Annotated in this window: 23 protein-coding genes and 1 pseudogene; 10 read left to right on the top strand and 14 right to left on the bottom strand. The window is 68.8% G+C overall.

Going from position 1 to position 20,857, the window contains the following annotated elements; all coding sequences use genetic code 11:
- Positions 1–45 precede the first annotated feature (45 nt).
- Positions 46–1,503 carry an MFS transporter gene (locus ACLJQ7_RS38565; protein ID WP_410653130.1) on the bottom strand — a complete coding sequence of 486 codons (1,458 nt, stop codon included), beginning with the start codon at positions 1,501–1,503 and terminating at the stop codon, positions 46–48.
- An 86-nt stretch (positions 1,504–1,589) separates the two neighbouring features.
- On the opposite strand from ACLJQ7_RS38565, the gene ACLJQ7_RS38560 reads away from it, so the two are divergent.
- The gene (locus ACLJQ7_RS38560; RefSeq protein ID WP_410653129.1) at positions 1,590–1,976 is read left to right on the top strand and encodes a MarR family winged helix-turn-helix transcriptional regulator; all 387 of its coding nucleotides are present in this window, start codon (positions 1,590–1,592) and stop codon (positions 1,974–1,976) included.
- A 163-nt stretch (positions 1,977–2,139) separates the two neighbouring features.
- Here ACLJQ7_RS38560 and ACLJQ7_RS38555 read toward each other — a convergent pair whose 3' ends face one another.
- The 3 genes and pseudogenes from ACLJQ7_RS38555 to ACLJQ7_RS38545 all read right to left on the bottom strand — a co-directional run bounded on the left by ACLJQ7_RS38555 (position 2,140) and on the right by ACLJQ7_RS38545 (position 3,024).
- Positions 2,140–2,346 carry a hypothetical protein gene (locus tag ACLJQ7_RS38555; protein ID WP_410653128.1) on the bottom strand — a complete coding sequence of 69 codons (207 nt, stop codon included), beginning with the start codon at positions 2,344–2,346 and terminating at the stop codon, positions 2,140–2,142.
- A gap of 11 nt (positions 2,347–2,357) precedes the next feature.
- Positions 2,358–2,480 (bottom strand): hypothetical protein, encoded by a 123-nt coding sequence (locus ACLJQ7_RS38550; protein WP_410653213.1) that lies wholly within the window; start codon positions 2,478–2,480, stop codon positions 2,358–2,360.
- Positions 2,432–3,024, bottom strand: a pseudogene (locus ACLJQ7_RS38545) (LLM class flavin-dependent oxidoreductase). The gene ACLJQ7_RS38550 and the pseudogene ACLJQ7_RS38545 overlap by 49 nt, the downstream one beginning before the upstream one ends.
- Before the next feature lie 68 nt (positions 3,025–3,092).
- Between ACLJQ7_RS38545 and ACLJQ7_RS38540 the strand changes: the two are divergent.
- The 5 genes from ACLJQ7_RS38540 to ACLJQ7_RS38520 all read left to right on the top strand — a co-directional run bounded on the left by ACLJQ7_RS38540 (position 3,093) and on the right by ACLJQ7_RS38520 (position 6,832).
- The gene (locus ACLJQ7_RS38540) at positions 3,093–3,521 is read left to right on the top strand and encodes a hypothetical protein (protein ID WP_410653127.1); all 429 of its coding nucleotides are present in this window, start codon (positions 3,093–3,095) and stop codon (positions 3,519–3,521) included.
- Positions 3,515–3,736, top strand: a complete 222-nt coding sequence (locus tag ACLJQ7_RS38535; protein ID WP_410653126.1) for a helix-turn-helix transcriptional regulator — start codon at positions 3,515–3,517, stop codon at positions 3,734–3,736. The genes ACLJQ7_RS38540 and ACLJQ7_RS38535 overlap by 7 nt, the downstream gene beginning before the upstream one ends.
- A gap of 7 nt (positions 3,737–3,743) precedes the next feature.
- Complete coding sequence (locus tag ACLJQ7_RS38530) at positions 3,744–4,706, top strand: NAD(P)-dependent alcohol dehydrogenase (protein ID WP_410653125.1); 963 nt, start codon at positions 3,744–3,746, stop codon at positions 4,704–4,706.
- Positions 4,707–4,790: 84 nt separating this feature from the next.
- The gene (locus ACLJQ7_RS38525; RefSeq protein WP_410653124.1) at positions 4,791–6,326 is read left to right on the top strand and encodes an alkaline phosphatase D family protein; all 1,536 of its coding nucleotides are present in this window, start codon (positions 4,791–4,793) and stop codon (positions 6,324–6,326) included.
- Between the two features lie 164 nt (positions 6,327–6,490).
- A complete protein-coding gene (locus ACLJQ7_RS38520) occupies positions 6,491–6,832 on the top strand; it encodes a hypothetical protein (RefSeq protein ID WP_410653123.1) in 342 nt (113 codons plus the stop codon).
- Positions 6,833–6,869: 37 nt separating this feature from the next.
- On the opposite strand, the gene ACLJQ7_RS38515 is transcribed toward ACLJQ7_RS38520, so the two are convergent.
- Together ACLJQ7_RS38515 and ACLJQ7_RS38510 are read right to left on the bottom strand one after the other, a co-directional pair.
- Entirely contained in the window at positions 6,870–7,733 is an 864-nt protein-coding gene (locus tag ACLJQ7_RS38515) for an alpha/beta fold hydrolase (protein ID WP_410653119.1), read from the bottom strand.
- 30 nt (positions 7,734–7,763) lie between these two features.
- Positions 7,764–8,588, bottom strand: a complete 825-nt coding sequence (locus ACLJQ7_RS38510; protein ID WP_410653117.1) for a GAF and ANTAR domain-containing protein — start codon at positions 8,586–8,588, stop codon at positions 7,764–7,766.
- Between the two features lie 353 nt (positions 8,589–8,941).
- On the opposite strand from ACLJQ7_RS38510, the gene ACLJQ7_RS38505 reads away from it, so the two are divergent.
- A complete protein-coding gene (locus tag ACLJQ7_RS38505) occupies positions 8,942–10,369 on the top strand; it encodes a PP2C family protein-serine/threonine phosphatase (protein WP_410653115.1) in 1,428 nt (475 codons plus the stop codon).
- A gap of 7 nt (positions 10,370–10,376) precedes the next feature.
- Here the strand turns inward: ACLJQ7_RS38505 and ACLJQ7_RS38500 are convergent, their stop codons facing one another.
- From ACLJQ7_RS38500 to ACLJQ7_RS38485, 4 genes are all read right to left on the bottom strand, one after another.
- Entirely contained in the window at positions 10,377–10,931 is a 555-nt protein-coding gene (locus tag ACLJQ7_RS38500) for a cysteine hydrolase family protein (RefSeq protein ID WP_410653114.1), read from the bottom strand.
- 67 nt (positions 10,932–10,998) lie between these two features.
- Complete coding sequence (locus tag ACLJQ7_RS38495) at positions 10,999–11,898, bottom strand: chlorophyllase/cutinase-like alpha/beta fold protein (RefSeq protein ID WP_410653113.1); 900 nt, start codon at positions 11,896–11,898, stop codon at positions 10,999–11,001.
- A 144-nt stretch (positions 11,899–12,042) separates the two neighbouring features.
- Positions 12,043–13,224 (bottom strand): cysteine desulfurase-like protein, encoded by a 1,182-nt coding sequence (locus ACLJQ7_RS38490; protein ID WP_410653112.1) that lies wholly within the window; start codon positions 13,222–13,224, stop codon positions 12,043–12,045.
- 80 nt (positions 13,225–13,304) lie between these two features.
- Positions 13,305–15,290, bottom strand: a complete 1,986-nt coding sequence (locus ACLJQ7_RS38485) for a peptidase S8/S53 subtilisin kexin sedolisin (protein WP_410653111.1) — start codon at positions 15,288–15,290, stop codon at positions 13,305–13,307.
- Positions 15,291–15,789: 499 nt separating this feature from the next.
- On the opposite strand from ACLJQ7_RS38485, the gene ACLJQ7_RS38480 reads away from it, so the two are divergent.
- Positions 15,790–16,095 carry a DUF6355 family natural product biosynthesis protein gene (locus tag ACLJQ7_RS38480; protein ID WP_410653109.1) on the top strand — a complete coding sequence of 102 codons (306 nt, stop codon included), beginning with the start codon at positions 15,790–15,792 and terminating at the stop codon, positions 16,093–16,095.
- Between the two features lie 52 nt (positions 16,096–16,147).
- Here the strand turns inward: ACLJQ7_RS38480 and ACLJQ7_RS38475 are convergent, their stop codons facing one another.
- Complete coding sequence (locus ACLJQ7_RS38475; protein WP_410653108.1) at positions 16,148–16,942, bottom strand: sulfite exporter TauE/SafE family protein; 795 nt, start codon at positions 16,940–16,942, stop codon at positions 16,148–16,150.
- A 91-nt stretch (positions 16,943–17,033) separates the two neighbouring features.
- On the opposite strand from ACLJQ7_RS38475, the gene ACLJQ7_RS38470 reads away from it, so the two are divergent.
- Complete coding sequence (locus tag ACLJQ7_RS38470; protein WP_410653107.1) at positions 17,034–17,807, top strand: AraC family transcriptional regulator; 774 nt, start codon at positions 17,034–17,036, stop codon at positions 17,805–17,807.
- Positions 17,808–17,875: 68 nt separating this feature from the next.
- Here the strand turns inward: ACLJQ7_RS38470 and ACLJQ7_RS38465 are convergent, their stop codons facing one another.
- The 3 genes from ACLJQ7_RS38465 to rlmN form a co-directional block, all read right to left on the bottom strand.
- Positions 17,876–18,691 (bottom strand): DUF1206 domain-containing protein, encoded by an 816-nt coding sequence (locus ACLJQ7_RS38465; protein ID WP_410653211.1) that lies wholly within the window; start codon positions 18,689–18,691, stop codon positions 17,876–17,878.
- 289 nt (positions 18,692–18,980) lie between these two features.
- Positions 18,981–19,286 carry a hypothetical protein gene (locus ACLJQ7_RS38460; RefSeq protein WP_410653106.1) on the bottom strand — a complete coding sequence of 102 codons (306 nt, stop codon included), beginning with the start codon at positions 19,284–19,286 and terminating at the stop codon, positions 18,981–18,983.
- Positions 19,287–19,319: 33 nt separating this feature from the next.
- Positions 19,320–20,426 (bottom strand): 23S rRNA (adenine(2503)-C(2))-methyltransferase RlmN, encoded by a 1,107-nt coding sequence (gene rlmN, locus ACLJQ7_RS38455; RefSeq protein ID WP_125673176.1) that lies wholly within the window; start codon positions 20,424–20,426, stop codon positions 19,320–19,322.
- Between the two features lie 219 nt (positions 20,427–20,645).
- Between rlmN and ACLJQ7_RS38450 the strand changes: the two genes are divergently transcribed.
- Positions 20,646–20,780, top strand: a complete 135-nt coding sequence (locus tag ACLJQ7_RS38450) for a hypothetical protein (RefSeq protein WP_257485210.1) — start codon at positions 20,646–20,648, stop codon at positions 20,778–20,780.
- The last annotated feature ends 77 nt before the right edge of the window (positions 20,781–20,857 follow it).

Below are 20,857 nucleotides of genomic sequence, written 5' to 3'. Positions count from 1 at the left end.
CCCCTTCCCGCCCCCGAGCGCGGGAAGGGGCCCATCACCCCCTGGTCATTCGGCCGTTGCGTACTCCGGTTCGGCGACGGCGGAGCGGGCTTCGGCCTTGCGCAGGCCGACGATTCCGGACAACGCCACCAGGACACTGATCACGGCGATACCGGTGACCACGGTGAGCGCGGGCGCCAGACCGTTCAGCAGCGCGGCCGAGCCGGTGGCTCCGCCGGAGTTCCCGGTCAGGACCGCGGTCACGATGGCGAGCCCGATCGCGCCGCCGACCTGGATCGAGGTGTTCAGCAGCCCGCCGGCGAGCCCCTGCTCGTCGTCGGAGATGCCGTTGGTCGCCTGGATGTTCAGCGAAGAGAACGCCAGCATGAAGCCGATGCCCAGCAGGATCATGCTCGGCAGCACCGAACCGGCGTAGCTGGAGCTCTCGTCGATCCGCAGGAACAGCGCGTATCCGATGACGTGGGCGACGACACCGGCGAGGATCGTGCGCGGGGTGCCGAGCCGGTCGATCAGCGGCTCGATCCTGGGCGAACCGAAGGCCACGATCAGCGCGGCGGGCAGGAACCCGAGCGCGGTCTGCAACGCGGACCAGCCCAGCACGTTCTGCAGGTACAGCATGACGACGAACTGGAAACCGATGTAGGCGCCGAAGAACGTCGCTCCACCGAGGTTGGCGCGGGCCAGCGGGCCGGAGCGCAGGATGCCGAGGCGGAGCAGCGGGTGTTTGCTGCGCTTCTCGATGAACACGAAGGTGACGAGCAGCGCGAGCGCGAGGGTGAACGAGATCAACGTCCGCGGCGCGGCCCAGCCGATCTCCGGCGCCTCGACCACGGCGAAGACCAGCAGGAGCGAACCGGCGGCACCGGTGATCGCGCCCGGGAAGTCGTAGCCGCCACCGACCTGCGGCGAGTAGGACGGGATCAGCTTGATCGCGGCGACCAGCGCGGCGAGCGCGATCGGCACCGGCAGCAGGAACGTCCAGCGCCAGCCCACCTCGGTGAGCAGACCGGAGAAGACGAGGCCCGCGGAGTAACCACTGGCACCGAAGACGGCGAAGATGCTGATCGCCCGGTTGCGGGCGGGGCCTTCGTGGAACGTCGTGGTGATGATGGACAACGCGGCAGGCGCGGTGAACGCGGCGGCGAGTCCCTTGATGAAGCGGGTGGCGATCAGCAGCGCGCCGTCGTCGACGAGGCCGCCGAGCAGGGAAGCGAGCGCGAAGACCGCGACGGCGATGAGGAAGACCCGGCGCCTGCCGAGCAGGTCGGCGGTGCGGCCGCCGAGGAGCAGCAGGCCGCCGTAGCCGAGCACGTAGGCGCTGATGATCCATTGCAGCGCACCGGTGGAGAGGCCGAGTTCGGCCTGGATGGACGGGAGGGCGACGGCGACCATCGACACGTCGAGCGCGTCGAGGCCCACGACGACGGACACAGTGAGCAGGACACCCCAGAGGCGCGCGTCCCACCTTGTCGAGCTGGTGGACAGCTGCACGGAAGAACTCATGATCCGTACAGTACATGCACACGCATCTAATGCAAGTGCATTTAATGACTTTGCATAAAATTCACGTGCATGCTATCTTGGGCCGCGTGAGCGACGTCGCCGAACAAGACCTGCTGCAGGAGTGGCGCGAACTGTCCGCCCGGCACGCGGCGGTCTTCGGCCGGCTCGAATGCCGCCTCCAAGAAAGCCACGGCCTCGGCGTCACCGAGTTCGAAGCTCTCGAACGGCTGGTGACCTGCGGTGTCGGCAAATGCCGCGCGGCCGATCTGACCGAGGTCGTCCACCTGAGCCAGAGCGCCACCTCACGACTCGTCGCCCGCCTCGAGCGCGAAGGGCTCGTCCAGCGCGCGCTCTGCGAGTCGGACCGGCGCGGGATCTTCGTCGTCGTGACCGACGAGGGCCGCCGTCGCTACGAAGCGGCGAAGCCGACGCACCGGGCGACGCTCGAAGAGACCCTCACCATCGACGCCTGACCCCTTCACGCGCACTTCTTCGTTTGCCGTGTCCGTGAAGGCCTCCTTGAGGGACTCTGGGTCCCTCAAGGAGGCCTTCACGGACACGAGCCAGACTCCCACCGCAGTATATGAAGGAAGCCTTCACGGACCTGCGACCAAGCCGTCCACAGTCCTTACCTGGTCAGCCCCGGGCAAGTTCTTCGCGGATCGCCGGGACGACCTCGTTCCCCCAGCGGCCGAGCGTGCTGTCGGTCGTGGTCCCGTCTTCGACCGGGAAGTAGATGAACCCCGCGGCGCCGTGTTCGCGCACCGCCGGCACCAGCTCCTCGACCCACTGCTCCGGCGAACCACCGACCCATCGTCCCTCGCCGTCACGCGGCGACGGCATGGGCTTTTCCGTTATGCGGCCCGGAAGTTGTAGATGGTGGCGATCTCGCCAGGGTCGCGGCCGGTGTCGGCGGCGGCCTGGTCGATCACCGGGCGGATTCGGCGAACCGCGGGCTGAGCCAGTCCGCGACGCACCCGGGGATCCAGCCGTCGGCGAGTTTTCCGGTCACCGCCAGGGATTTGGGCCCGACAGCGCCCGTCCAGACCGGGGGCGCGGGCGCGGCCGCCGGTACCAATCTGTCAACGGAGTAGAACTCTCCTCGAACGTCACCGGCGTCCCACTGCCGGGAAGCGCCTTGATCAGGGTGATCGCCTCACCCATCGCCCGGACCGCTTCGGCGGGCGCGCGGTGCTCGACGCCGAGTTTGGCGATCTCCCGCCAGAGCCCGCCCGCACCGATGCCGAGCGCGACTCGGCCACCCGAGAGCGAAGTGATCATCCTCGCCAGCATCGGCGCGGGACGGCTCGGCAGGTTGATGACGTTGACCGCGGCCGTGACCCGTGACGTGCGGCCGAGGATGACGCCCAGCGCCGCGTAGGCGTCGAGCCGGTCGGCGAAGTACGGGTGATCGGACAGGCTGACCAGGTCGAGTCCCGCGCGGTCGGCCTGTTCGGCGTGCCGCAGGAGGTCTTCCACCTCGCCGACACCGGTTTCGAGCCCGAATCCGAACAGTGTCATCACCACTCCTCAAGTGACTGAGTAAAGAATATTTGACATGATGTCTAGAACTCTTTACCTTGGGTCTCGTGGCAATGGAAGAGAAACGTGCGTGGATCATGCTGGTGGTCACGGTCTTCGGCTACTCCGCGTACCTGATCGTCGTGCTCCGCCGGGCAGGCTCCGGCCCGCTCGTCGATGTCCCTTACGTGGCGGCGTTGCTGTGGACGATCGGTGCGGCCATCGTGGCTTCGATCGTGCTGAACATCGCCGCGGCGGTCGCCTCACCGCGTGACGCGGGCCGCAAGGATCAGCGCGACCGCGAGATCGGCCGGTTCGGTGAGCACATCGGACAGTCGTTCGTCGTGATCGGCGGTGTCGCGGCACTCGTCATGGCGATGGCGGAGCTGGACCACTTCTGGATCGCCAACACCGTGTACCTCGCCTTCGTCCTGTCCTCCCTGCTCGGCTCGATCGCGAAGATCGCCGCCTACCGCTGGGGATTCCAGGCATGGTGAAACCGACCAAGGTCACGAACTCCATCCGCGCCCTGCGGTTCGCGAAGGGTGAGATGACCCAAGCGGAACTCGCGGACCGGATCGGCGCCACCCGCCAGACGGTGATCGCCATCGAACAGGGTCGCTACTCGCCGTCCCTGGAGACGGCCTTCCGGATCGCCAGGGTGTTCGGCGTCGCGCTCGACGACGTTTTCCAGTACCCAGACCAGGAATGAGGCCGCCGTGAAGGCGATCGCCCAGAACGAGTACGGCACCACCGACGTCCTGACCTTGACCGATCTTCCCGAACCCGAAGCCGGACCGGGCGGCGTGGTCGTGCGGATCCGCGCGGCGGCGGTCGATCCCGGAGTCTGGCACCTCATGGAGGGCACGCCGTATCTGGTGCGGCTCATGGGGTTCGGGATACGGAGACCGAAGGCCCGGGTCCGCGGGCTGGACTTCGCCGGCGTGGTGCACGCCGTCGGCGACGGCGTGACGCGATTCCGGCCGGGCGACGAGGTTTTCGGCACCTGCCAGGGTTCCTTCGCCGAGTACGCACTGACCACAGTGGACAAGATCGCCCGGAAACCCGAACGGCTCGGCTTCGACGAAGCGGCGGCCGTTCCCATCTCCGCTTTCACCGCGCTCCAAGCGCTTCGGGACAAAGGCCGGGTCGCGCCCCGGCAGAAGGTCCTGGTCATCGGCGCCGGCGGTGGCGTGGGCACCTTCGCGGTGCAGATCGCCAAGGCGTTCGGCGCCGAGGTGGACGGCGTGTGCGGCACGGGCAAGGTCGACCTCGTCCGCTCACTCGGCGCGGACCGCGTTTTCGACTACACCCGTGACGACTTCGGCGGCGGCTACGACCTCATCCTCGACACCGCGGGCAACCGGCCACTGTCCTCGCTGCGGAAGGCCCTTACCCCGCAAGGCACTCTCGTCCTCGTCGGCGGAGAGAGCGAGGGGAAATGGATCGGCGCGGTCGGGCGTAATGTGCGGGCGTTGCTCCTCGGGCCGTTCGTGAAGCAGAAGCTCCGCGGTCTGTTCTCCACGGAGGACCAGGACGATCTCCAGACGCTGCGGGCGCTCATCGAAGCCGGGAAACTGACGCCGGTCATCGACCGGACCTATTCGCTGGCCGAGGTGCCCGAAGCCATCCGTCACGTGCGCGAAGGGCACGCTCGCGGCAAGGTCGTCATCACCATCTGATGTTCTCCCTCACGTCGGCCTCCGGCCATCTTGGGAGTGTTCGCTCTCGGGGAGCGATCCGCCGAAGGCCGAGGGAGAACACCGATGTCCGTCAACCGCCGGGATCTGTTGCGAGGCGCCGCCACCGCCGGCGCGCTGGGGCTGGCCTGGCCGTTGAGTTCGCGGATGACGGTCGCGCAGGCCGAGGAGGCCGCGGCGGCGCTGGGCGCGACCTGGGACGAAGCTCCGTTCACCCTCGGCGTCGCGTCCGGCGACCCGGTCCCGTACGGCGTCGCGCTCTGGACCAGGCTCGCTCCGAAACCGATGGAGTTCGAGCAGCCGCTGGACGACACCGTCGAGGTCGCCTGGGAGGTCGCCACCGACCGCGGGTTCCGCCGCCGCGTGGCGCGCGGGACGACGGCCGCCACCGCCGGGCTGGGGCACAGCGTCCACGTCCCGGTGTCCGGGCTGGAGCCGGGCTCGCAGTACTACTACCGGTTCCACGCGCTCGGCAAGGTCAGCCGGGTCGGCCGCACCCGTACCGCGCCGGTCGGGCCGGTCCGGCGGATCCGGTTCGCCTCGGCGAACTGCCAGGCGTTTCACGACGGGTTCTACGCGGCGCACGCCGGGATCGCGCGGGAGTACCTGGATTTCGTCGTCCACCTCGGTGACTACGTCTACGAGCACGGTCAGGTCGGCGGGAATCCGCTGCGTGATCACGAGGGACCCGAGGTACTCACCCTGCCGGCGTACCGGCGGCGGCACGCGCTCTACAAATCCGACTCCTCCCTGCGGGACGCCCACGCCGCCCACCCCTGGTTCATCACCTGGGACGATCACGAGGTCGTCAACGACTACAGCGGCACGACCCCGTCCTTGCGGGCGCGGCGCTCGGCGGCGTACCAGGCCTGGTTCGAGCACATGCCGGTGCGCCCCGACCACCCCTCGACGCCGAGGATCCACCGGCAGCGCCGCTGGGGCGACCTCCTCGATCTGTCCATTTTGGACCTCAGGCAGTACCGGTCGGCGCAGAACCTGCCCGACGGCACGATCCTCGGCGCGGACCAGAAGGCATGGCTCAAGGACCAGGTGACCGGCGCGGGCGAGGCGTGGCACTGCTGGGTGAACTCGATCATGCTGAGCCAGCTCGCGAAGCCCGGCGGCGGCTACATGTTCACGGACCAGTGGGACGGCTTCCTCGCCGAACGCAAGGAAGTGCTGACCCATGTGGCCCAGAGCGGCCTGGAAGACTTCGTGGTGATCACCGGCGACTGGCATTCCGCGTTCGTCGATGACATCCGCCCGGACTTCGCGGATCCGGCCACCCCGGTGATCGGCACGGAGTTCACCGCGCATTCGGTCTCCTCCGGCGCCTACTCCCCCGAGTGGAACGCCACGAACGGACCGAAGATGGGCGCGGCGAACCCGCACCTCAAGTACTTCGAGGGCAACCGGTACGGCTACGACGTCTACGAGGTCACCCCGCGCCGCTGGAGCACGCATATGCGGGTGATCGGCGACCGGCGCGACCCGCGTTCCCCGGTGAGCACCCTGACGACGTTCCACGTCGACCGCGGCAGGCCAGGATCGTACGAGGACCGGTCCACCAGCACGTCTCCGGCGCAGTACCGGCGGCACTAGGCCAAAAGGGGAGCCGGGAGCTCAGAAGAGGGGCGACGACGCCCTTTCGGAGCAGCGCGGGTTCACTGCCCGCGTTCTCGTTTCACCTGCCCGATGAATTCACGACAATTCTTCCGTGCGGCTAATCTGGGCTTCCCACTGGGAACGAGCCGCAGGAGAAAGCAGTGAGGAAGAAAAACGCCGCTCTGGTCTTGGCCGCCTTTTCGGCGGCCGGAATCCTGGCCGCTTCACCGGCCTCCGCGGCGGCCGAAGGCGAGTTCCCACCTTACGGATGCGACGCCGATCGCTATGGAATCCTCTTCGGCGAAGGTATTTCCCTGGCCTGTTTCGCCCTGCGCGGACACTCGGAGACCTACCGGGTGGTCGCCCACTGCGCGTCCGGATCCTCCTATTGGTACACCGTCGGCCAGTGGGTTCCGGTCGGTTTCGGTCCGTCGAGGGCGGAATGTCACGGCGCACTGCTTTCGAGCGCCAATGTGGCCGGATATCAAGTAGACGACTTCTGATATCCGAGTGACACGATATCGATCTTGACGGCGCGGTTCAGCGTCCGCTCCCGGCAGGTCCCCACCGGCCCACTTCCGCGGTGAGCCACCGATGCAGGGAAAAGGCGAGTTCGACCGGCGCGTCGTACTGGATCAGATGCCCGGCCTCGGGAATGACGTCCAGGAGGGCACCGGGAATCGCGTCGGCGAGCCGCTTCGCCCGGTCCACCGGGATCCATGTGTCGTCCGCGCCCCAGATCACCTTCACCGGCAACGCCAGCTCCGGAAAGCGGTCCTGGATCTCGTCGGTGTACCGGACGTCCGCCTCGGCGATCTGCCGGTAGAAGGCGCGTTGTCCGTCCGCGTCCAGCCAGGGCCCGGTCAGCGTGGCCAGCTGCGCGCCGGTGAGCCCACGATGGGAGGCCGTCCCGATGTAGGACTCCAGCGCACCTCGGTGCACGACCGGGGGCTGCGCCTGGAAGACCCCGGCGTTCTCCGCGACGAGCCGGAAGAACTCCGAACCCCATGGCCGCAGCGCGACGACGTCCACCAGGGCGAGTGACGCGTACTCGGCGCCGTGCAGCAGCTTCGCGCGGAGAGAAACGGCGCCGCCGTAGTCGTGGGCGATCACGTGCGGGGCAGTCAGGCCCCAGTACTCGAGCAGGTCGGCGAACAGCTCACCCTGCGTCCCGAGATCGACGGCGTGGCCGGGGTCCTTCGACGAACGGCCGTACCCCGGCATGTCCCAGACGTGGACGGCGAACTCCGCGCTGAGCGCTCGCGCGAAAGGCGCCCACAGTTGCGCCGACCACGGTGTCCCATGGCACAGCACCACCGGGGCGCCTTCGCCGAGGCGTTCCCACGCCACCGAACGGCCACGCCACTCGAACGTCCGCGACAACTCCAGCTCGCCGAAACCCATGATCGCGATCGTAGTGGCGGCCACCCCCGCTCAGTCCGGCAGTTGCAGCTCCGTATGCCGTTTGGACAGCATCTCCGCCAGCTCACGGAGTTTGACGTTCATGTTCTGCGACGTGTGCCGCAGCACTTCGAACGCCTCCGCGGCGTCGATCCCGCGCCGCGCCATCAGGATGCCCTTCGCCTGCCCGATCGCGTCACGGCTGTCCAGTGCCTGCTGAAGCTGCTCCTCCTGGAGCTGACCGCGCGTGACCGCGTGTGTCGTCGCCAAGGCCAGTGACGCGTGCGTCGCCAGAAGCAGCAACACGTCACGGTCCGCCCTCGCGATGCCGTGCGGGCTTCGCGAGTAGACGTTCAGCGCGCCGGAAAGCTGAGAACTCGACGCTTCCGGCAGGAGGGCGGTCGAGACCAGCGAGTGGAACCCGAGCGCCGCGGCGGCGGGACCGAAACGCGGCCATCGGGCGTCTTCCGCGAGATTGTCGCTGAACGCCGCCGCCGGCCCCGAAACCCGCGCCGCCTCGACGCAAGCACCCTCGCCGTACTGATACTGCAACTGATCCAGATCACCGGCGATCTCGTCGGTCCGCACCGGCGTGTGGAACCCTCCGTCGGGATCGAGGAGGGTGACGCTGACCAGATCCGCGCCCGGTACCAGATCACGAGTCGCGAAGACCACCCGTTCGAGCACCGCCGCGATCGAACCGGAATCCAGCAACGCCCTGGTCAGGGCGACGAACTGGTTGACAAGTGGCCCGGCGATGGGCCGGGCGCCGCTTTCGGAGGTCACCGGCAGGTCGCCGTCGCCGACATCCTCGACGAATCGGTTCTTCTCCTGCTGCCAGACGAATTCATCGGCCAAAGCCCGCCTCTCCCACTTCTGCACATCGGCGTGATGCACCACGGGAGTCACCGGCGAACCGGCGCCGAGCGCGCACCATCAACCGCCGCAACCAACCCGGTTACCGGCGGATCGGCGCTAACTTCTCAACGCTCAGAACCGCTTTCGGAAGCCGACCTTAGCCGAATGCGATCACCCGGCCTACCGCGACCCACGTTCGGCCGTCACGAATCACCCCCACCGGCCGTACCGGCGATGAACGGTTCGTCCACCTGGCGTAACTCCGCATCGACCCGTCGGCTCCCGGCTCATGTTTCGTCTCGCGTCGCGGTGGTACCCCAGACGTTGTCACCGAGACCCCGGGGGTGATCACCGTGTCCTCGCTCCAGGCCGCGGAGCAGCGACGGATTATCGCCGACTGCTTCGCGCGCACAGGGCTCACCGTGGAACAACTGTGGCTGAGGTACTTCGCGCTGGGCGGTGACGTCAGCGAAGTCGACTTGGAGGCCTATCTGCGGGGAGCGTTCCCCCTGCCAAGGATCCAGCGGGACATGGTGGCCCACGCCGTCAACGAACGGCTCGACGAGCTCTCGGGCGCGCGACGGGCACCGTACAGCAGTGACGCGGGAGACGACAGCCGCCCGCGCGGTCTCCTGGCCGCACTGGTGGGGCTCCTCGACGGCGCCCAGCGGGTCTCACCCGAGCGCCTGCCCGCGATCGTCGCCGCCGCGGGCCGGGCGCTGGACCTGGAGCTGACGGTCTATCTCGCCGACTACGAACAGCGGCAGCTCTTCCCCTTACCCGGCGAGTCCGCGCCCGGCCGCGTGGCGCTGCCCATCGAAACCAGTACGGCCGGCCGGGCCTACCGGAACGCCGGCACCGTGCTGACCGAGGAGCCGAGCGGGCCGCGGTTGTGGGCCGTCCTGCTGGACGGTGACGAGCGGATGGGCGTGCTCGAGATCGAAGCCGCCGCGGACGCCGACCTCAATGACCTCACCCTGCACACCCAATGCCAGTGGCTCGCGTCGCTCTCCGGCCACCTCATCGCCGCCGCGATGCGTTACGGCGACGGCCTCGACATGACCCGGCGCCGAAAAGGGCGCGGACCCACCGCCGAGCTGCTCTGGCGGAACCTGCCCCCGTTGACCGCGGCGACGGGCGACTTCGTGGTGGCGGGCGGCGTCGAACCGGCCTACGACATTCGCGGAGTGACCTTCGACTACGCCCTTTCCGAAACGACGGCGTGGCTGGCGATCTTCGACGCGGGCCGGGACACCGTGTCCTCGGGACTGGTGGTCTCGGCGGCGCTCGCGGCCTACCGATCCGCCCGTCGCGAGGGCCAGGATCTGCGTGGCCAGGAGAGCGCTGTCGACAAAGCGCTTTCGGCACAGTTCGGTGACGGCACCACGGTCCGCGGCACGCTGGCCGAGGTGGATCTCGACCATGGCACGCTGCGCCATCTCGAAGCAGGCGGGGAACCACCGCTCGTGCTCGGCACGGGGCGCTGGCCGGCCACAGTGGACAGTGCACGGCGACCACCGTTCGGCGACGGAGGCACCGGGCACATTGAGACCGCCCGCCTCGACACCGGAGATCTCCTTGTCCTGCACACCGAAGGCGTCGCGGGAGCACGCTCCGCCGACGGCGCACGATTCGCGCTCCCCCGCTTTCTGGACGCCGCCACCGGGCACGCGCCGCCGGAAATCGTCCGCCGCGTGCTGGCTGCGGCGAAGTCCCACTGCCGCAGCGGTTTCACGGGTGACGCCGGTCTGCTGATCGCCCGCTGGCCGGGCACGCGGTGAAGCGGGTTCAGCCGCGGAAATCGACGTCTTCGGTCGTGACCGTCCCTCCCTTCCGGCCCGGCGCGGCCTGGTGGCGCCAGTACAGATTGGTGTGCGCGATGACCTGCTCCGGCGTGGGCGCACCCCACTCCGACTTGTCGAAGGTCGTATGCGCGTCACCGACCAGCGTCGCGTCGTACCCCCGGACCATCGCGCCGTGCAGTGTCGAACGGATGCAGGCGTCGGTCTCCGCCCCGGCGACCACCAGCCGCCCGACACCGCGCTCGGCCAGCACCTTCTCCAGATCGGTGTCCTCGAACGAGTCCCCGTAGGACTTTTCGACGAGAGGCTCGGAGTCTTCGCGGGTCAGTTCGCCGACGATGCGCCATTCTTCGCTGCCTCGCACGAGCCCGTCGTCGGAATGCTGCACCCACACGACCGGCACGCCTTCCCTTCGCGCCTTGCCGACGAGAGCGCCGATGTTCGCGACCACGGCGTCACGCTCGTGGGCCTCGTCGACGACGCCGTTCTGGACGTCGACGACGAGGAGCGCGGTGTTCGGCCGGTTGACGAGTGTGGTCATTGCGGTGTCCCTCCAGGTCAGGCTGCTGTGGCAGACCTTAACCCCGGGCACCGACAAGATCCGGTGATCAAGCTCCCGGAACGGCCAGCGCCTTCGCGTTGCGCCGGACGTCGGACCACGCCCCGTCATCGCACAACCCGCAGGAAGGGCCGAAGAATTCCGCGCGTGCCCGCTCGTCACCGGAAAGCCAGAACCGGAACCACGCCGTGATCGCGCCGCGGAACCCGCCTCCGTCGCCGACGGGTGTGAAATGGGTCGCTCCGCGAAGTTCGCCGTAGATCGCGGGGACCTGGTCCGCGAGGCGGTAGCGCGGGATGACCAGCAGCCCGGGCACGACGATGGTGTCGAGTTGCCCGCCCAGGAAGAAGGAAGGCCCCTTCAGCGCCGCGGCCGAGCCCTGCGGTCCCGGTTCGATCGGGATCGTGGTGGTGACGCGGGAGTCCGCGCCGGCGGCGATCGCCCCGCCGCCGCCCTGGGAGTGGCCGGTGGCGCCGATGTGCGCCGTGTCGATCTTCCCTTGGTACGGACTGCCGGGCCGGGAGTTCTTGGCGATCAAGGTCGTGGCCCCGGCCAGCATCTCCTGACCGGAACCCGCGTTCGGCGTGTCGGCCGCCGCGACCACGAAACCGTGGGAAGCCAGATGCCGCAACAGGCCGTCGTAGATCTTCGGGTTCGCACCGGTCCCGTTGCCCCACAGGATCACCGGATGCTTCTCCAGCCTCGAAGGCCGGTACACGGTGTGGGCACTGTCGAGGGCTTCGACGGTCACCGCGTAGGGCCCCGGTTCACTCCAACGGCTGTCGATGCCCGACTCTGCCGTCGCGGCGGGCGTTATGCCCACGGTCGCGAGCGCGACCATCCCGGCGATCAGTATCCGTGCGCGAAGTCTCCCCATCGTGGCCACCGTCCCGTTCCCGTCCGGGCCCCGTTGCCCGCGACGCTCCTCCCAGCGTGTCGGCAGGGTCACCGTACGTCCATGGGACCGATCACAAGATCAGGCGAACGAGTCTTGTGATCGGCCCCAAAGGCGGGTCGGCCGATGAGCTGGGGCGCGTCGGAACTTCTGGCCGCGGTCCGTGAAGGGCGGCTGCAGCACTGTCCACTGTGGTCTTCACCCGAACGCCGAAAGCCCGTCCAGCAGCCTGTCGACGTCGTCCGTGCTGGTGTACGGCGCCAGTCCGACGCGCAGCGCGGGGTCCTCCAGCTTCAGGGCCGCGAAGACTTCGTAGGCGTAGAAGGATCCTGCCGGTGCGACGACATTCCTTTCGGCGAGATACTTCTGCGCCTCGCGCTCGCGGCCGCCGAGGCTCATCAGGACGGTCGGTGTCCGGTCGACGGCCTTGCCGTGGACGGTGACGGCGTCGCCGAGTCCCTTCTCCAGCCTGGTGCGCAGCAGGCTTTCGTGCTCGTGCAACGAGTTCATCGAGTTCGCCAGCCGATCCCGCCGTGCTCCGGCCGATCCCGGGTCGAGTGCGGCGAGGAAGTCCACGGCCGCCGTCGCGCCCGCGAGGATTTCGTAGGGCAGCGTCCCGAATTCGAACCGTTCGGGCACGGTGTCGGGTGACGGCGTGAGCTTGTCCGGCTCGACGGTTTCCAGGAGCGCCGGCGACGCGCCGAGCACCCCGCAGTGCGGGCCGAGGAACTTGTACGGCGAGCAGACGAAGAAATCCGCTCCCAGCGCGGGAATGTCCACCAGGTCGTGAGCGGCGTAGTGGACTCCGTCCACGAACACCAGCGCCCCGGCGTCGTGGGCGAGTTCGGCGATCCGGCGGATCGGCGGCTTCGTGCCGAGGACGTTCGAAGCCGCCGTGACCGCGACCAGTTTCGTCCTTTCGGTGAGAACCAGGGAATCGAGGTCGAGTTCGGTGGTCCGAGGGTCGATGTCGAGCCGGCGGACGGTCATCCCGGCTCGCTCCGCGGCCTGGACCCACGGCCGGACGTTGGCGTCGTGATCGAGGCGGCTGACGACGATCTCGTCACCCTCACGCCAGCTTTTGGCCAGGTGCCGGGAAAAATCGTACGTCAGCTGGGTGGCGCTGCGCCCGTGGACGACACCTTCGGCGGGCACGCCGAGGAAGTCGGCGTAGGCGGCGCGGAAGGCCGCGACGGCGTTCTCCGCGTTGAGTTCGGACGGGCTGACCGTGCCCCGGTTCGACAGTGGCCCGGTGAGTGTCCGGGCGATGGCGTCGGCGACGGGCCGGGGCGTCTGGGTACCCGCCGGCCCGTCGAAGAAGGCGGTTCCGTCGGCGAGGGCAGGGAAGTGGAGCCGGAGTGCGGCGACGTCGATGGCCATGCACTCGACTCTGACATTCGACGAGGGACCGAGTAAACGCTTCGTGGCCGGAACTTTCTCCGGCCACGAAGCGCTCGGACTCAGTACAGCTTCAACCGGTACGCGCCGGACTGCGCGGTGCCGGCGAACAGATACCGGCCATCCGCGCTGATCGCCAGGGAGAGCACCCGGGGATCGGGCAGCGCGCCGGGCACGGGCGCCCAGGTGCGGCCGAAGTCCGTGCTGCGCAGCACACCTCCCCCGGTCGCGTTGCCCGCGAACCACACCCGGAAGTCGAACGGATGCGGCAGGATCCGGCTGATCTCACGGGGGTCTTCGCCGTCACGAACCCGGCGGAACGTCCGGCCGCCGTCCTCGCTCAGGTGGATGCCCGCGCCGCCGACGAGCACGCGGCCGCCACCCCACCGGCTGACCGAGATCGAACTGACCGGTTCGCTCGTGACGTGAGTCCAGGTCTTGCCGCCGTCGTCCGACCGGGAAAGGCCGCCGGAGTCCCCACCCCAGACTCGGTTCGGGTTCCACGGATCACCGGCGAACGCGATGAAACCGCTGTCGGTCGCGAGCTTTTCCCAGGTCTTCCCGGCATCGTTACTGCGGTAAAGCACGTAGCCGCTGGGCGCGAAGGCCGACACGAGCAGCCGATCCGGGTCGGCCGGGTGAGCGAAGATCGCCCTGGGGAGCCCTTCCTTCGCCTTCGCCGCGAACTGCCAGGTCCGCCCGCCGTCACCACTGCGGAGCACGTCGAGCGCGAACCCGTTCCGGGTCACCTGCCAGACGACGTCCGGCCTGCCCGGCGACACGGACAGGCGCGCGTCCTCGTGCAGCCGGTCGGTGGGATGCGACTGCCAGACCCGGTCCGCCGCGGAGACCTTGCCGCGCGGGAGCGGGGTGTTGTAGATCTCCTGCACACCCGCCGCGACGACGCTCTCGCGCAGGAGGTTCCCGGTGGTCACGAGGTCGCGGATGGATTCGGCGGGCACACCGATCTGCTGGTACCCGCTCTTGCCGCCGTCCGCGTACACGCCGCGGTAGAACGAGGAGATGAGCGTGGTGGCGGGTTTGCCCGGCGCGGCGGGGAGGTCGATCATGTCGCCGACGCTTTCGCCCGGGGCGGGCACCGGTTTGCGGGTCCAGGTGCGGCCGAAATCCGAGCTGACGTCTATGTCGTTATACGTCGCGACGTACAGACGCCCGCCGACGAAATGCGGTTCGCGCAGGGTCTGCCCAGCGGGCTCGCGGCGCAGGACCGTCCAGGTCTTGCCGCCGTCGGCGGAACCGTGCAGTTCGGGCCCGACCGTGACCACGAGCCGCTCGCCCTCCGCGGCGACCTGATTGACCTCGCCGTTGGTCCGGTGGACGAGTTCCGCCCGCCGTTCCTTGCCGCTGACCCCGCGGACCACCCAGAGCGCGTATTCGGGGTAGACCGTCGTGAAGTAGGCGTCGTCGCCGACCATCGTGAGCTTGAGCGCGCCGACCGGCGCGGCGATCCCCTCGCGCGGCCAGGTCCGCGGCACGTCGTTCCAGTGCTCGCCGCCGTCGATGCTGACGCTCAGCGAGTCGAGGTTCTGCACCACGACGACCCGGCCTGCCGGGTCCGTGGCCATCCCGAACGCGCCGTCGGGGTACCACTCGCGCAGGGTCTCCCAGCTCTGCCCACGGTCGGTGGTCCGCAGCAGCATCCCGTGCCACTCGCCGGGCATCCGGCCGGGCGAGTTGCCCACCGCGAGCATCCGGTCCGGGTTCACCGGATCGGCGAAGAAGCCCTGGATGGCGGTGTCTTCCGGCAGTCCGCGGCGCGCGGTCCACGAGGCGCCGCGATCGCCGGAGAGCCACAGGGCGGGCGGACTGGGCACCATCATCGCGAGCCCGGCGGGTGAAACCGCCAGCAGCCCGCCGACGCTGTTCGGGCCGACCGGGTCCCAGCCGCCGTGCGGCAGCCCGGTCGCGTTGACCTCGGTGGGCGGCAGCTGGGGTTCGGCGGTGGCCACCGACGTCGCCCCGGTGGTCCCGAGAACCGTCAGCAGCCCGAGAACGAACATGCGTTTGGTGATCGATCTCAGTTTCATACACGAGATCTTGGCGCAAGATCCGGCAAAGGGATAGAGGATTGGTCGGATCTTTACCCACCAACCCGGTGCATACCTTGCCTGCCACCTCGCATACCTGCTTGTCAAGACCCGATGGCGTTCGACCCCGAGCTCAACTCATCGGATCACTGACCACTGACAGCTCGCCCTCCGCGTCGAATCGAGCATGAGAAATGCTCGTTAAAAGCAGAACAAAGGAGATCACCCCCTTGGGGGATATTCAACAACCACGTCTGCCGGAAAGCTGTGAACTGTCGCCGAGAACAAAGTGGGGCGACACACTGGGGCGGGGTCACTCGAGGGGTTTCATTGAATTCGAATTTTTGTTTCGCGTTCAGCTGAGGTTCGCTCACTTTCCATGCATGCCAACGCATATACCGGATCAGGGCAGCCTGCTCCGGCGGCAGACTCCGCCTTTTTTCACGGCGAGCAAGAATGCGCCGTTCATCAATCAGCCATTGTCGAAAAAGGGGTAGACATGCGCTTTTTGAAAGCATCCGCGGTAGTCGCTTCGGCGGCGGCGGGACTGATTCTCGCCGGGACGTCGGCGATCGCGGCACCGGCGGAATCGGCGCCTTCGGCCGAACCCGCCGCCATGGAGGTGTGCGGGTTCTACGAGAACCACGTCACCGCCTACTACGCACACTGCGCGGACAGTTGCATCTGGATCGTCGTCGACTACGAGTCGGGCCCCAACCAGTACAAGCAGATCCTCCAGCGGGGCACCGTCGACATCGGCGGGGCGCGGGACGTCAACAACGCGTGGTACTCCCACGTCTGCTGAGTGAACCGGAGTGGCCCGGCCGTGCGCCGGGCCACTCCGGCCTCGATGCGCGCTAACGGACGACGATCGCGATGAGCGCGGCGACGAGCAGGACGAGGTACGCGATGGCGTGCGCCCGGTCCGGGATCCGGCCGGCCACCCGGCGGGTCACGGCGATGGTCGGCAGCGATCCGCACAGCAACGCGCCCGCGGCCACCAGATCGATGTAGCCGAGGTGGGCGGAGCCCGGAGCCGTGCCTGTCGCCGCGAAGGCGTAGACCCCCGTTCCGATCACCGCCACCGGCAGGCTCAGCGGGTTCGCCAGCGCGGCCGCGTCGGCCATCGGCAGGCCCTTGCGCCGCATGAGCGGGACGGTGAGAACACTGCCCCCGACCCCGAGGAAGCTCGCCACGGCACCGATCCCGGTCCCGCCCGCGGTGGTGGTGACCCCGCCGAGCGCACGCGGCAGGCCGTCGTCCCGCCTGCTCACGAAACCCTTCCGGGCCAAGCTGTCGGCGATGGTCAGCGCGAGATAGGCGACGAAGAGCCAGCGCAGGACACTCTCGTCGGCCAAGGTGGCCGCGAAGGACCCGAGCACGGCACCCAGGCCGATGAACGCGATGAGCGGCCACAGGTAGTCCCGGCGAAGTCGTCCTGTCTTCAGTTGCGCCAACGTCGCGCTCCCGGCGTTGACCACCATCACCGCGGTCGACGTGGCCACCGCCACGTGCATCGCGTGGTCCTGGTCCGCGAGCGCGAAGGCGTAGACGACGGGAACGGTGATGAAGCCGCCGCCGAATCCGAAAAGGACGGTGGTGACCCCGCTCAGGCAACCGAACCCGAGGAGCACCGAAATCTCGATCAGCACTCCTTCGACGGTAGGCGTCCACAGGGCGGCGGGCATTCGAAAGAACGTCAGTTTCTTTCGCGGATCGGACACCCGGCGTAGGGTCGGTGAGGTGCGTGACATCCCCATCGACGAGGTCGACCATCTCGACCGCGCGGTGGTGGCCATCCGCACCGATTACCCGCCGGGGCACCGGATCCTCCCGCATCGGCACCGGCGGGCGCAGTTCCTCTACAGCGCGACGGGATCGATGCGGGTCGAAACGGCCGACGGTACGTGGACCATCCCGACGCGGCGGGCGGTGCTCGTGCCGCCGGGGACACTTCATCAGGTTTTCACCACGACCGTGAGCACCCGGAGCCTGTACATCGAGCCGAAGGCGGTGCCGTGGTTCCCGCACCGCTGCCAGGTCGTCGAAGTATCGGCGCTGCTCCGGGAACTCCTGAACGAGGCCGTCGGCGTGCCCGATCTGTACCCCCCGCGCGGGCGGGACGCCGCGGTCATCGGCCTGACCCTGCACGAAATCCGCCGCTCCGCCCCGGTCCGGCTCGATCTACCGCTGCCGAAACACGACCGGCTGCGCGCCCTCTGCGAGTCCTTTTTGGACGCTCCGGACATCCACGATCCGGTCGGTGGCTGGGCCGCCCGGCTGCACGTGAGCGAGCGGACGCTGAACCGGCTCTTCACCACCGAAACCGGACTGAGTTTCGCGCGCTGGCGGCAGCGGGCCTGCGTCCTGCATTCCCTGTCACTGCTGTCGGACGGCCTTCCCGTCGCCGGGATCGCCGCCTCACTCGGCTACGAGAGCCCTGCCGCTTTCTCCACGATGTTCACCCGGCTTCTCGGCAGCTCGCCGAAGGAGTATCGCGCCGCGTCGTCGCTCTGACCGACGGTGTCTCGAAGTGAGACACGACGCTCCTCCCACGGTGCGGTCGCCAAGGCGTGGCCGCTTCGTCAGCCACGCTGGGCCCGCGCCGCCCCGACGCAGTACACGCCGAAGGCCGCGACGCCGGCGGCCACCACGATGAGCAGCACCGCGCCGAACGGCTGAGCGGCCAAGGTCCGCAGGGCCGCGTCGAGCCCGCCGGAGCGGGCCGCGTCGTGCGTCAGGGCCGCGTAGCCGACGAGTACCGCGACCATCCCGAACACGACACCCCTTGCCACGTAACCGATCCTGCCGAGCCGCTCCACCCACCGCCGGGTCCCCGACGGGAGCCGCGAAAGGTCGAGATCCTCCTCGAAGGTCCGGCGTACGCCCTTCACCACCGAACCCACCGCGACCCCGAACACGATGACGGCCACCAAGGTCACCAGGAACGGCCCGGCGGGCAACCCGAGCAGCCGCGCGGTGAACTCCTGCTGTTTCTGGTCGCCGCTGCCCTGCTCCCCCGAGCCCATGGCGACCCTGGCCGCGTAGACCCCCAAGGAGATCCCCACCACGCAGCGCACTCCAGACGTCACCCGCTTGACGGCGCGTTTCCTCTGCTTGTCGATCCAGGTGTAGCCGACCGCCGCCAGCAACCCCTGCCACAGGCCGTAGGCCACCAGCCCCGCCGCCAGCACCCACAACAGCACACCGCCGATCGCGGTCGAGCCGACCTCCGTGATCGCGCCACGGCCGTCGGCCTCCTGGCCGCCACTGCCGACGGCGACGCGCACCGCCAGATACCCGATGAGCAGATACACCAGGCCGTAGCACCCCATCCCGATCCGTCCGAGCACCTGGACGGCCGTGTTGTGCCGCACCTGTCTCGCCTTGGTCGCGGACATCCGGTCCACCTCCTCGTGAGTCTTCATCGAGTGTCACCGCCGACGGCCATGACCGCCGTGTGACTGGTCCGTCCGGCCCAGCGGCGGCACCGCCTCGCCCTGTACTCCGAGGAGCAGCGGATGTCTTCGGCGCGAACATGGAGACGCGGAGACCTGCCGACGACGGTCGTGTCGACCACGCTGCGGGAGCCGCTCGACTGACCGGACGAGACGCGGCCGACGTCGTCACGCGGCTCAATCCGGCACGAAACGAGCTGACCATCCACAAAGGACGGTCACGTCGACCCGTCTAGACGGCGCTCGACGCGGCCGCCGGACGGCGGTGAGCACCGAGCCAGGGCGCGAGCAGGGCTTCGAGGTCGGCGTCCGACAACGCGTACGGCCCGCCGTGGAACTCGTGCCACCGCGAAGCGTCGCGCGCCGCCATGTACTCCACCTCGAACGCCCGCATCAGGACGTACATGAAGGTCACCGAGCTGAACCGGTCACCGAGCAACGACCTGGCCTCGCGCGCGACACCGGTCGCGCCGTGGCCGATCACGTCCGTGAGCTTCAGCTCGTCCGCAGCCGGGTCCAGCAGGCTGGGGGCATACATCACGACAAAATCTCCATCACTGAAAGGAAGAACTCAGTTCTCGGCGGCGAGCTGACCGCACGCCGCCGCGATCTCCTGACCACGCGTGTCACGAACCGTGCACGCCACTCCACCCGCGTTCACCAGCCGGACGAACTCCCGCTCCACCGGCTTCGGCGAGGCGTCCCATTTGCTGCCCGGTGTCGGGTTCAGCGGGATCACGTTCACGTGCACCAGCTGGCCGAGGTGCTGCCGAAGCCGCTTCGCCAGCAGCTCGGCACGCCAAGGCTGGTCGTTGACGTCCCGGATCAGCGCGTACTCGATCGAGACCCGGCGGCCGGAGGTGTCCGCGTAGTACCGGGCCGCGGACAGGACCTCGTCCACCGACCAGCGCTCGTTCACCGGCACCAGCGTGTCGCGCAGCTCGTCGTCCGGCGTGTGCAGCGAAACCGCCAGCCGCACCTGCATCTTCTCGTCCGCCAGCTTGCGGATCGCCGGCGCGAGACCCACCGTCGACACGGTCACCGATCGCTGGCCGATGCCGAGCCCGTCCGGCGAGGGATCCGTGATGCGCCGGACCGCCGCCACCACTCGCTTGTAGTTCGCCAGCGGCTCGCCCATGCCCATGAAGACGATGTTCGACAGGCGGCCGGGGCCGCCGGGCATCGATCCGTCGCGCATCACCGCGGCGGCGGCGCGGACCTGGTCGACGATCTCCGCGGTCGACAGATTCCGGTCGAGACCGCCCTGACCGGTCGCGCAGAACGGGCAGGCCATGCCGCAGCCGGCCTGGCTCGAGATGCACAGCGTCGCGCGGTCCGGGTAGCGCATCAGCACGCTCTCCAGCAGCGTCCCGTCGTGCGCGCGCCACAACGTCTTGCGCGTGGTGCCGTCGTCGCACGCGAGCGCCTTGATCTCGGTGAGCAGCGTCGGCATCAGATCGCCGACGAGCTTCTCCCGCGACGCCGCCGGGATGTCGGTCATCTCCTCGGGGTTCACCGTGAGCCGCGAGAAGTAATGGTTCGAAAGCTGCTTCGCGCGGAACGGCTTCTCCCCCAGCTCGGCGACGGCAGCGGCCCGCTCGGCGGCGGAAAGGTCGGCGAGGTGGCGCGGCGGGAGGCCGCGCTTGGGCGCGTCGAAGACGAGAGGGAGGGCAGTCATAGCTCACTCAGTGTCCCATGTCCACCTCTGACGCGCCTGGGCCGCCCCGGATCGCTGTTTCCCAGGTCACGTGAACCCGTACCCGGCCGGACCGTGTGTTCTTCCCGCCGAGTCGTGCGGATCGCATTTCAGGAGACGTCGGAAGGTCACGTCCGGCCCGAGACTTGGTCATGTCGCGCCACGGAGCGTGACGACCCCGAGTGAACTACAGGAGGAACCATGATCTCGACCTTCGAGCGCCCCGCCGCCGTCGTCGTCCACAACCGTGCCGTGGTCCACAACCGCGCGGTCGTCCACAACCGGGCCGTCGTGCACAACCGCGCGGTGGTCCACAACCGTTCCGCCGCCAAGTAACCGGCCGACAAAAGCCGCCCGCGCCGCCGCGGTCCCGCCCCGGGACCGCGGCGGCGAGGCGGGAGTCCTGGAGACGA

Origin of the sequence: Amycolatopsis sp. cmx-4-54 (genome assembly GCF_046548895.1) — a bacterium.
Classification (GTDB): domain Bacteria; phylum Actinomycetota; class Actinomycetes; order Mycobacteriales; family Pseudonocardiaceae; genus Amycolatopsis.
Note: the sequence above shows the minus strand (reverse complement) of the source record. Positions and strands in the feature narration are given on the sequence as shown.

What these genes read in the sequence shown, in the direction of transcription:
- ACLJQ7_RS38485 (WP_410653111.1), bottom strand. Translation starts at nt 15,290, where the DNA reads ATGAAACTGAGATCGATCACCAAACGCATGTTCGTTCTCGGGCTGCTG.
- ACLJQ7_RS38565 (WP_410653130.1), bottom strand. Translation starts at nt 1,503, where the DNA reads ATGAGTTCTTCCGTGCAGCTGTCCACCAGCTCGACAAGGTGGGACGCG.
- ACLJQ7_RS38535 (WP_410653126.1), top strand. Translation starts at nt 3,515, where the DNA reads ATGGTGAAACCGACCAAGGTCACGAACTCCATCCGCGCCCTGCGGTTC.
- ACLJQ7_RS38490 (WP_410653112.1), bottom strand. Translation starts at nt 13,224, where the DNA reads ATGGCCATCGACGTCGCCGCACTCCGGCTCCACTTCCCTGCCCTCGCC.
- rlmN (WP_125673176.1), bottom strand. Translation starts at nt 20,426, where the DNA reads ATGACTGCCCTCCCTCTCGTCTTCGACGCGCCCAAGCGCGGCCTCCCG.
- ACLJQ7_RS38500 (WP_410653114.1), bottom strand. Translation starts at nt 10,931, where the DNA reads ATGACCACACTCGTCAACCGGCCGAACACCGCGCTCCTCGTCGTCGAC.
- ACLJQ7_RS38450 (WP_257485210.1), top strand. Translation starts at nt 20,646, where the DNA reads ATGATCTCGACCTTCGAGCGCCCCGCCGCCGTCGTCGTCCACAACCGT.
- ACLJQ7_RS38460 (WP_410653106.1), bottom strand. Translation starts at nt 19,286, where the DNA reads ATGTATGCCCCCAGCCTGCTGGACCCGGCTGCGGACGAGCTGAAGCTC.
- ACLJQ7_RS38555 (WP_410653128.1), bottom strand. Translation starts at nt 2,346, where the DNA reads ATGCCGTCGCCGCGTGACGGCGAGGGACGATGGGTCGGTGGTTCGCCG.
- ACLJQ7_RS38480 (WP_410653109.1), top strand. Translation starts at nt 15,790, where the DNA reads ATGCGCTTTTTGAAAGCATCCGCGGTAGTCGCTTCGGCGGCGGCGGGA.
- ACLJQ7_RS38465 (WP_410653211.1), bottom strand. Translation starts at nt 18,691, where the DNA reads ATGTCCGCGACCAAGGCGAGACAGGTGCGGCACAACACGGCCGTCCAG.
- ACLJQ7_RS38515 (WP_410653119.1), bottom strand. Translation starts at nt 7,733, where the DNA reads ATGGGTTTCGGCGAGCTGGAGTTGTCGCGGACGTTCGAGTGGCGTGGC.
- ACLJQ7_RS38525 (WP_410653124.1), top strand. Translation starts at nt 4,791, where the DNA reads ATGTCCGTCAACCGCCGGGATCTGTTGCGAGGCGCCGCCACCGCCGGC.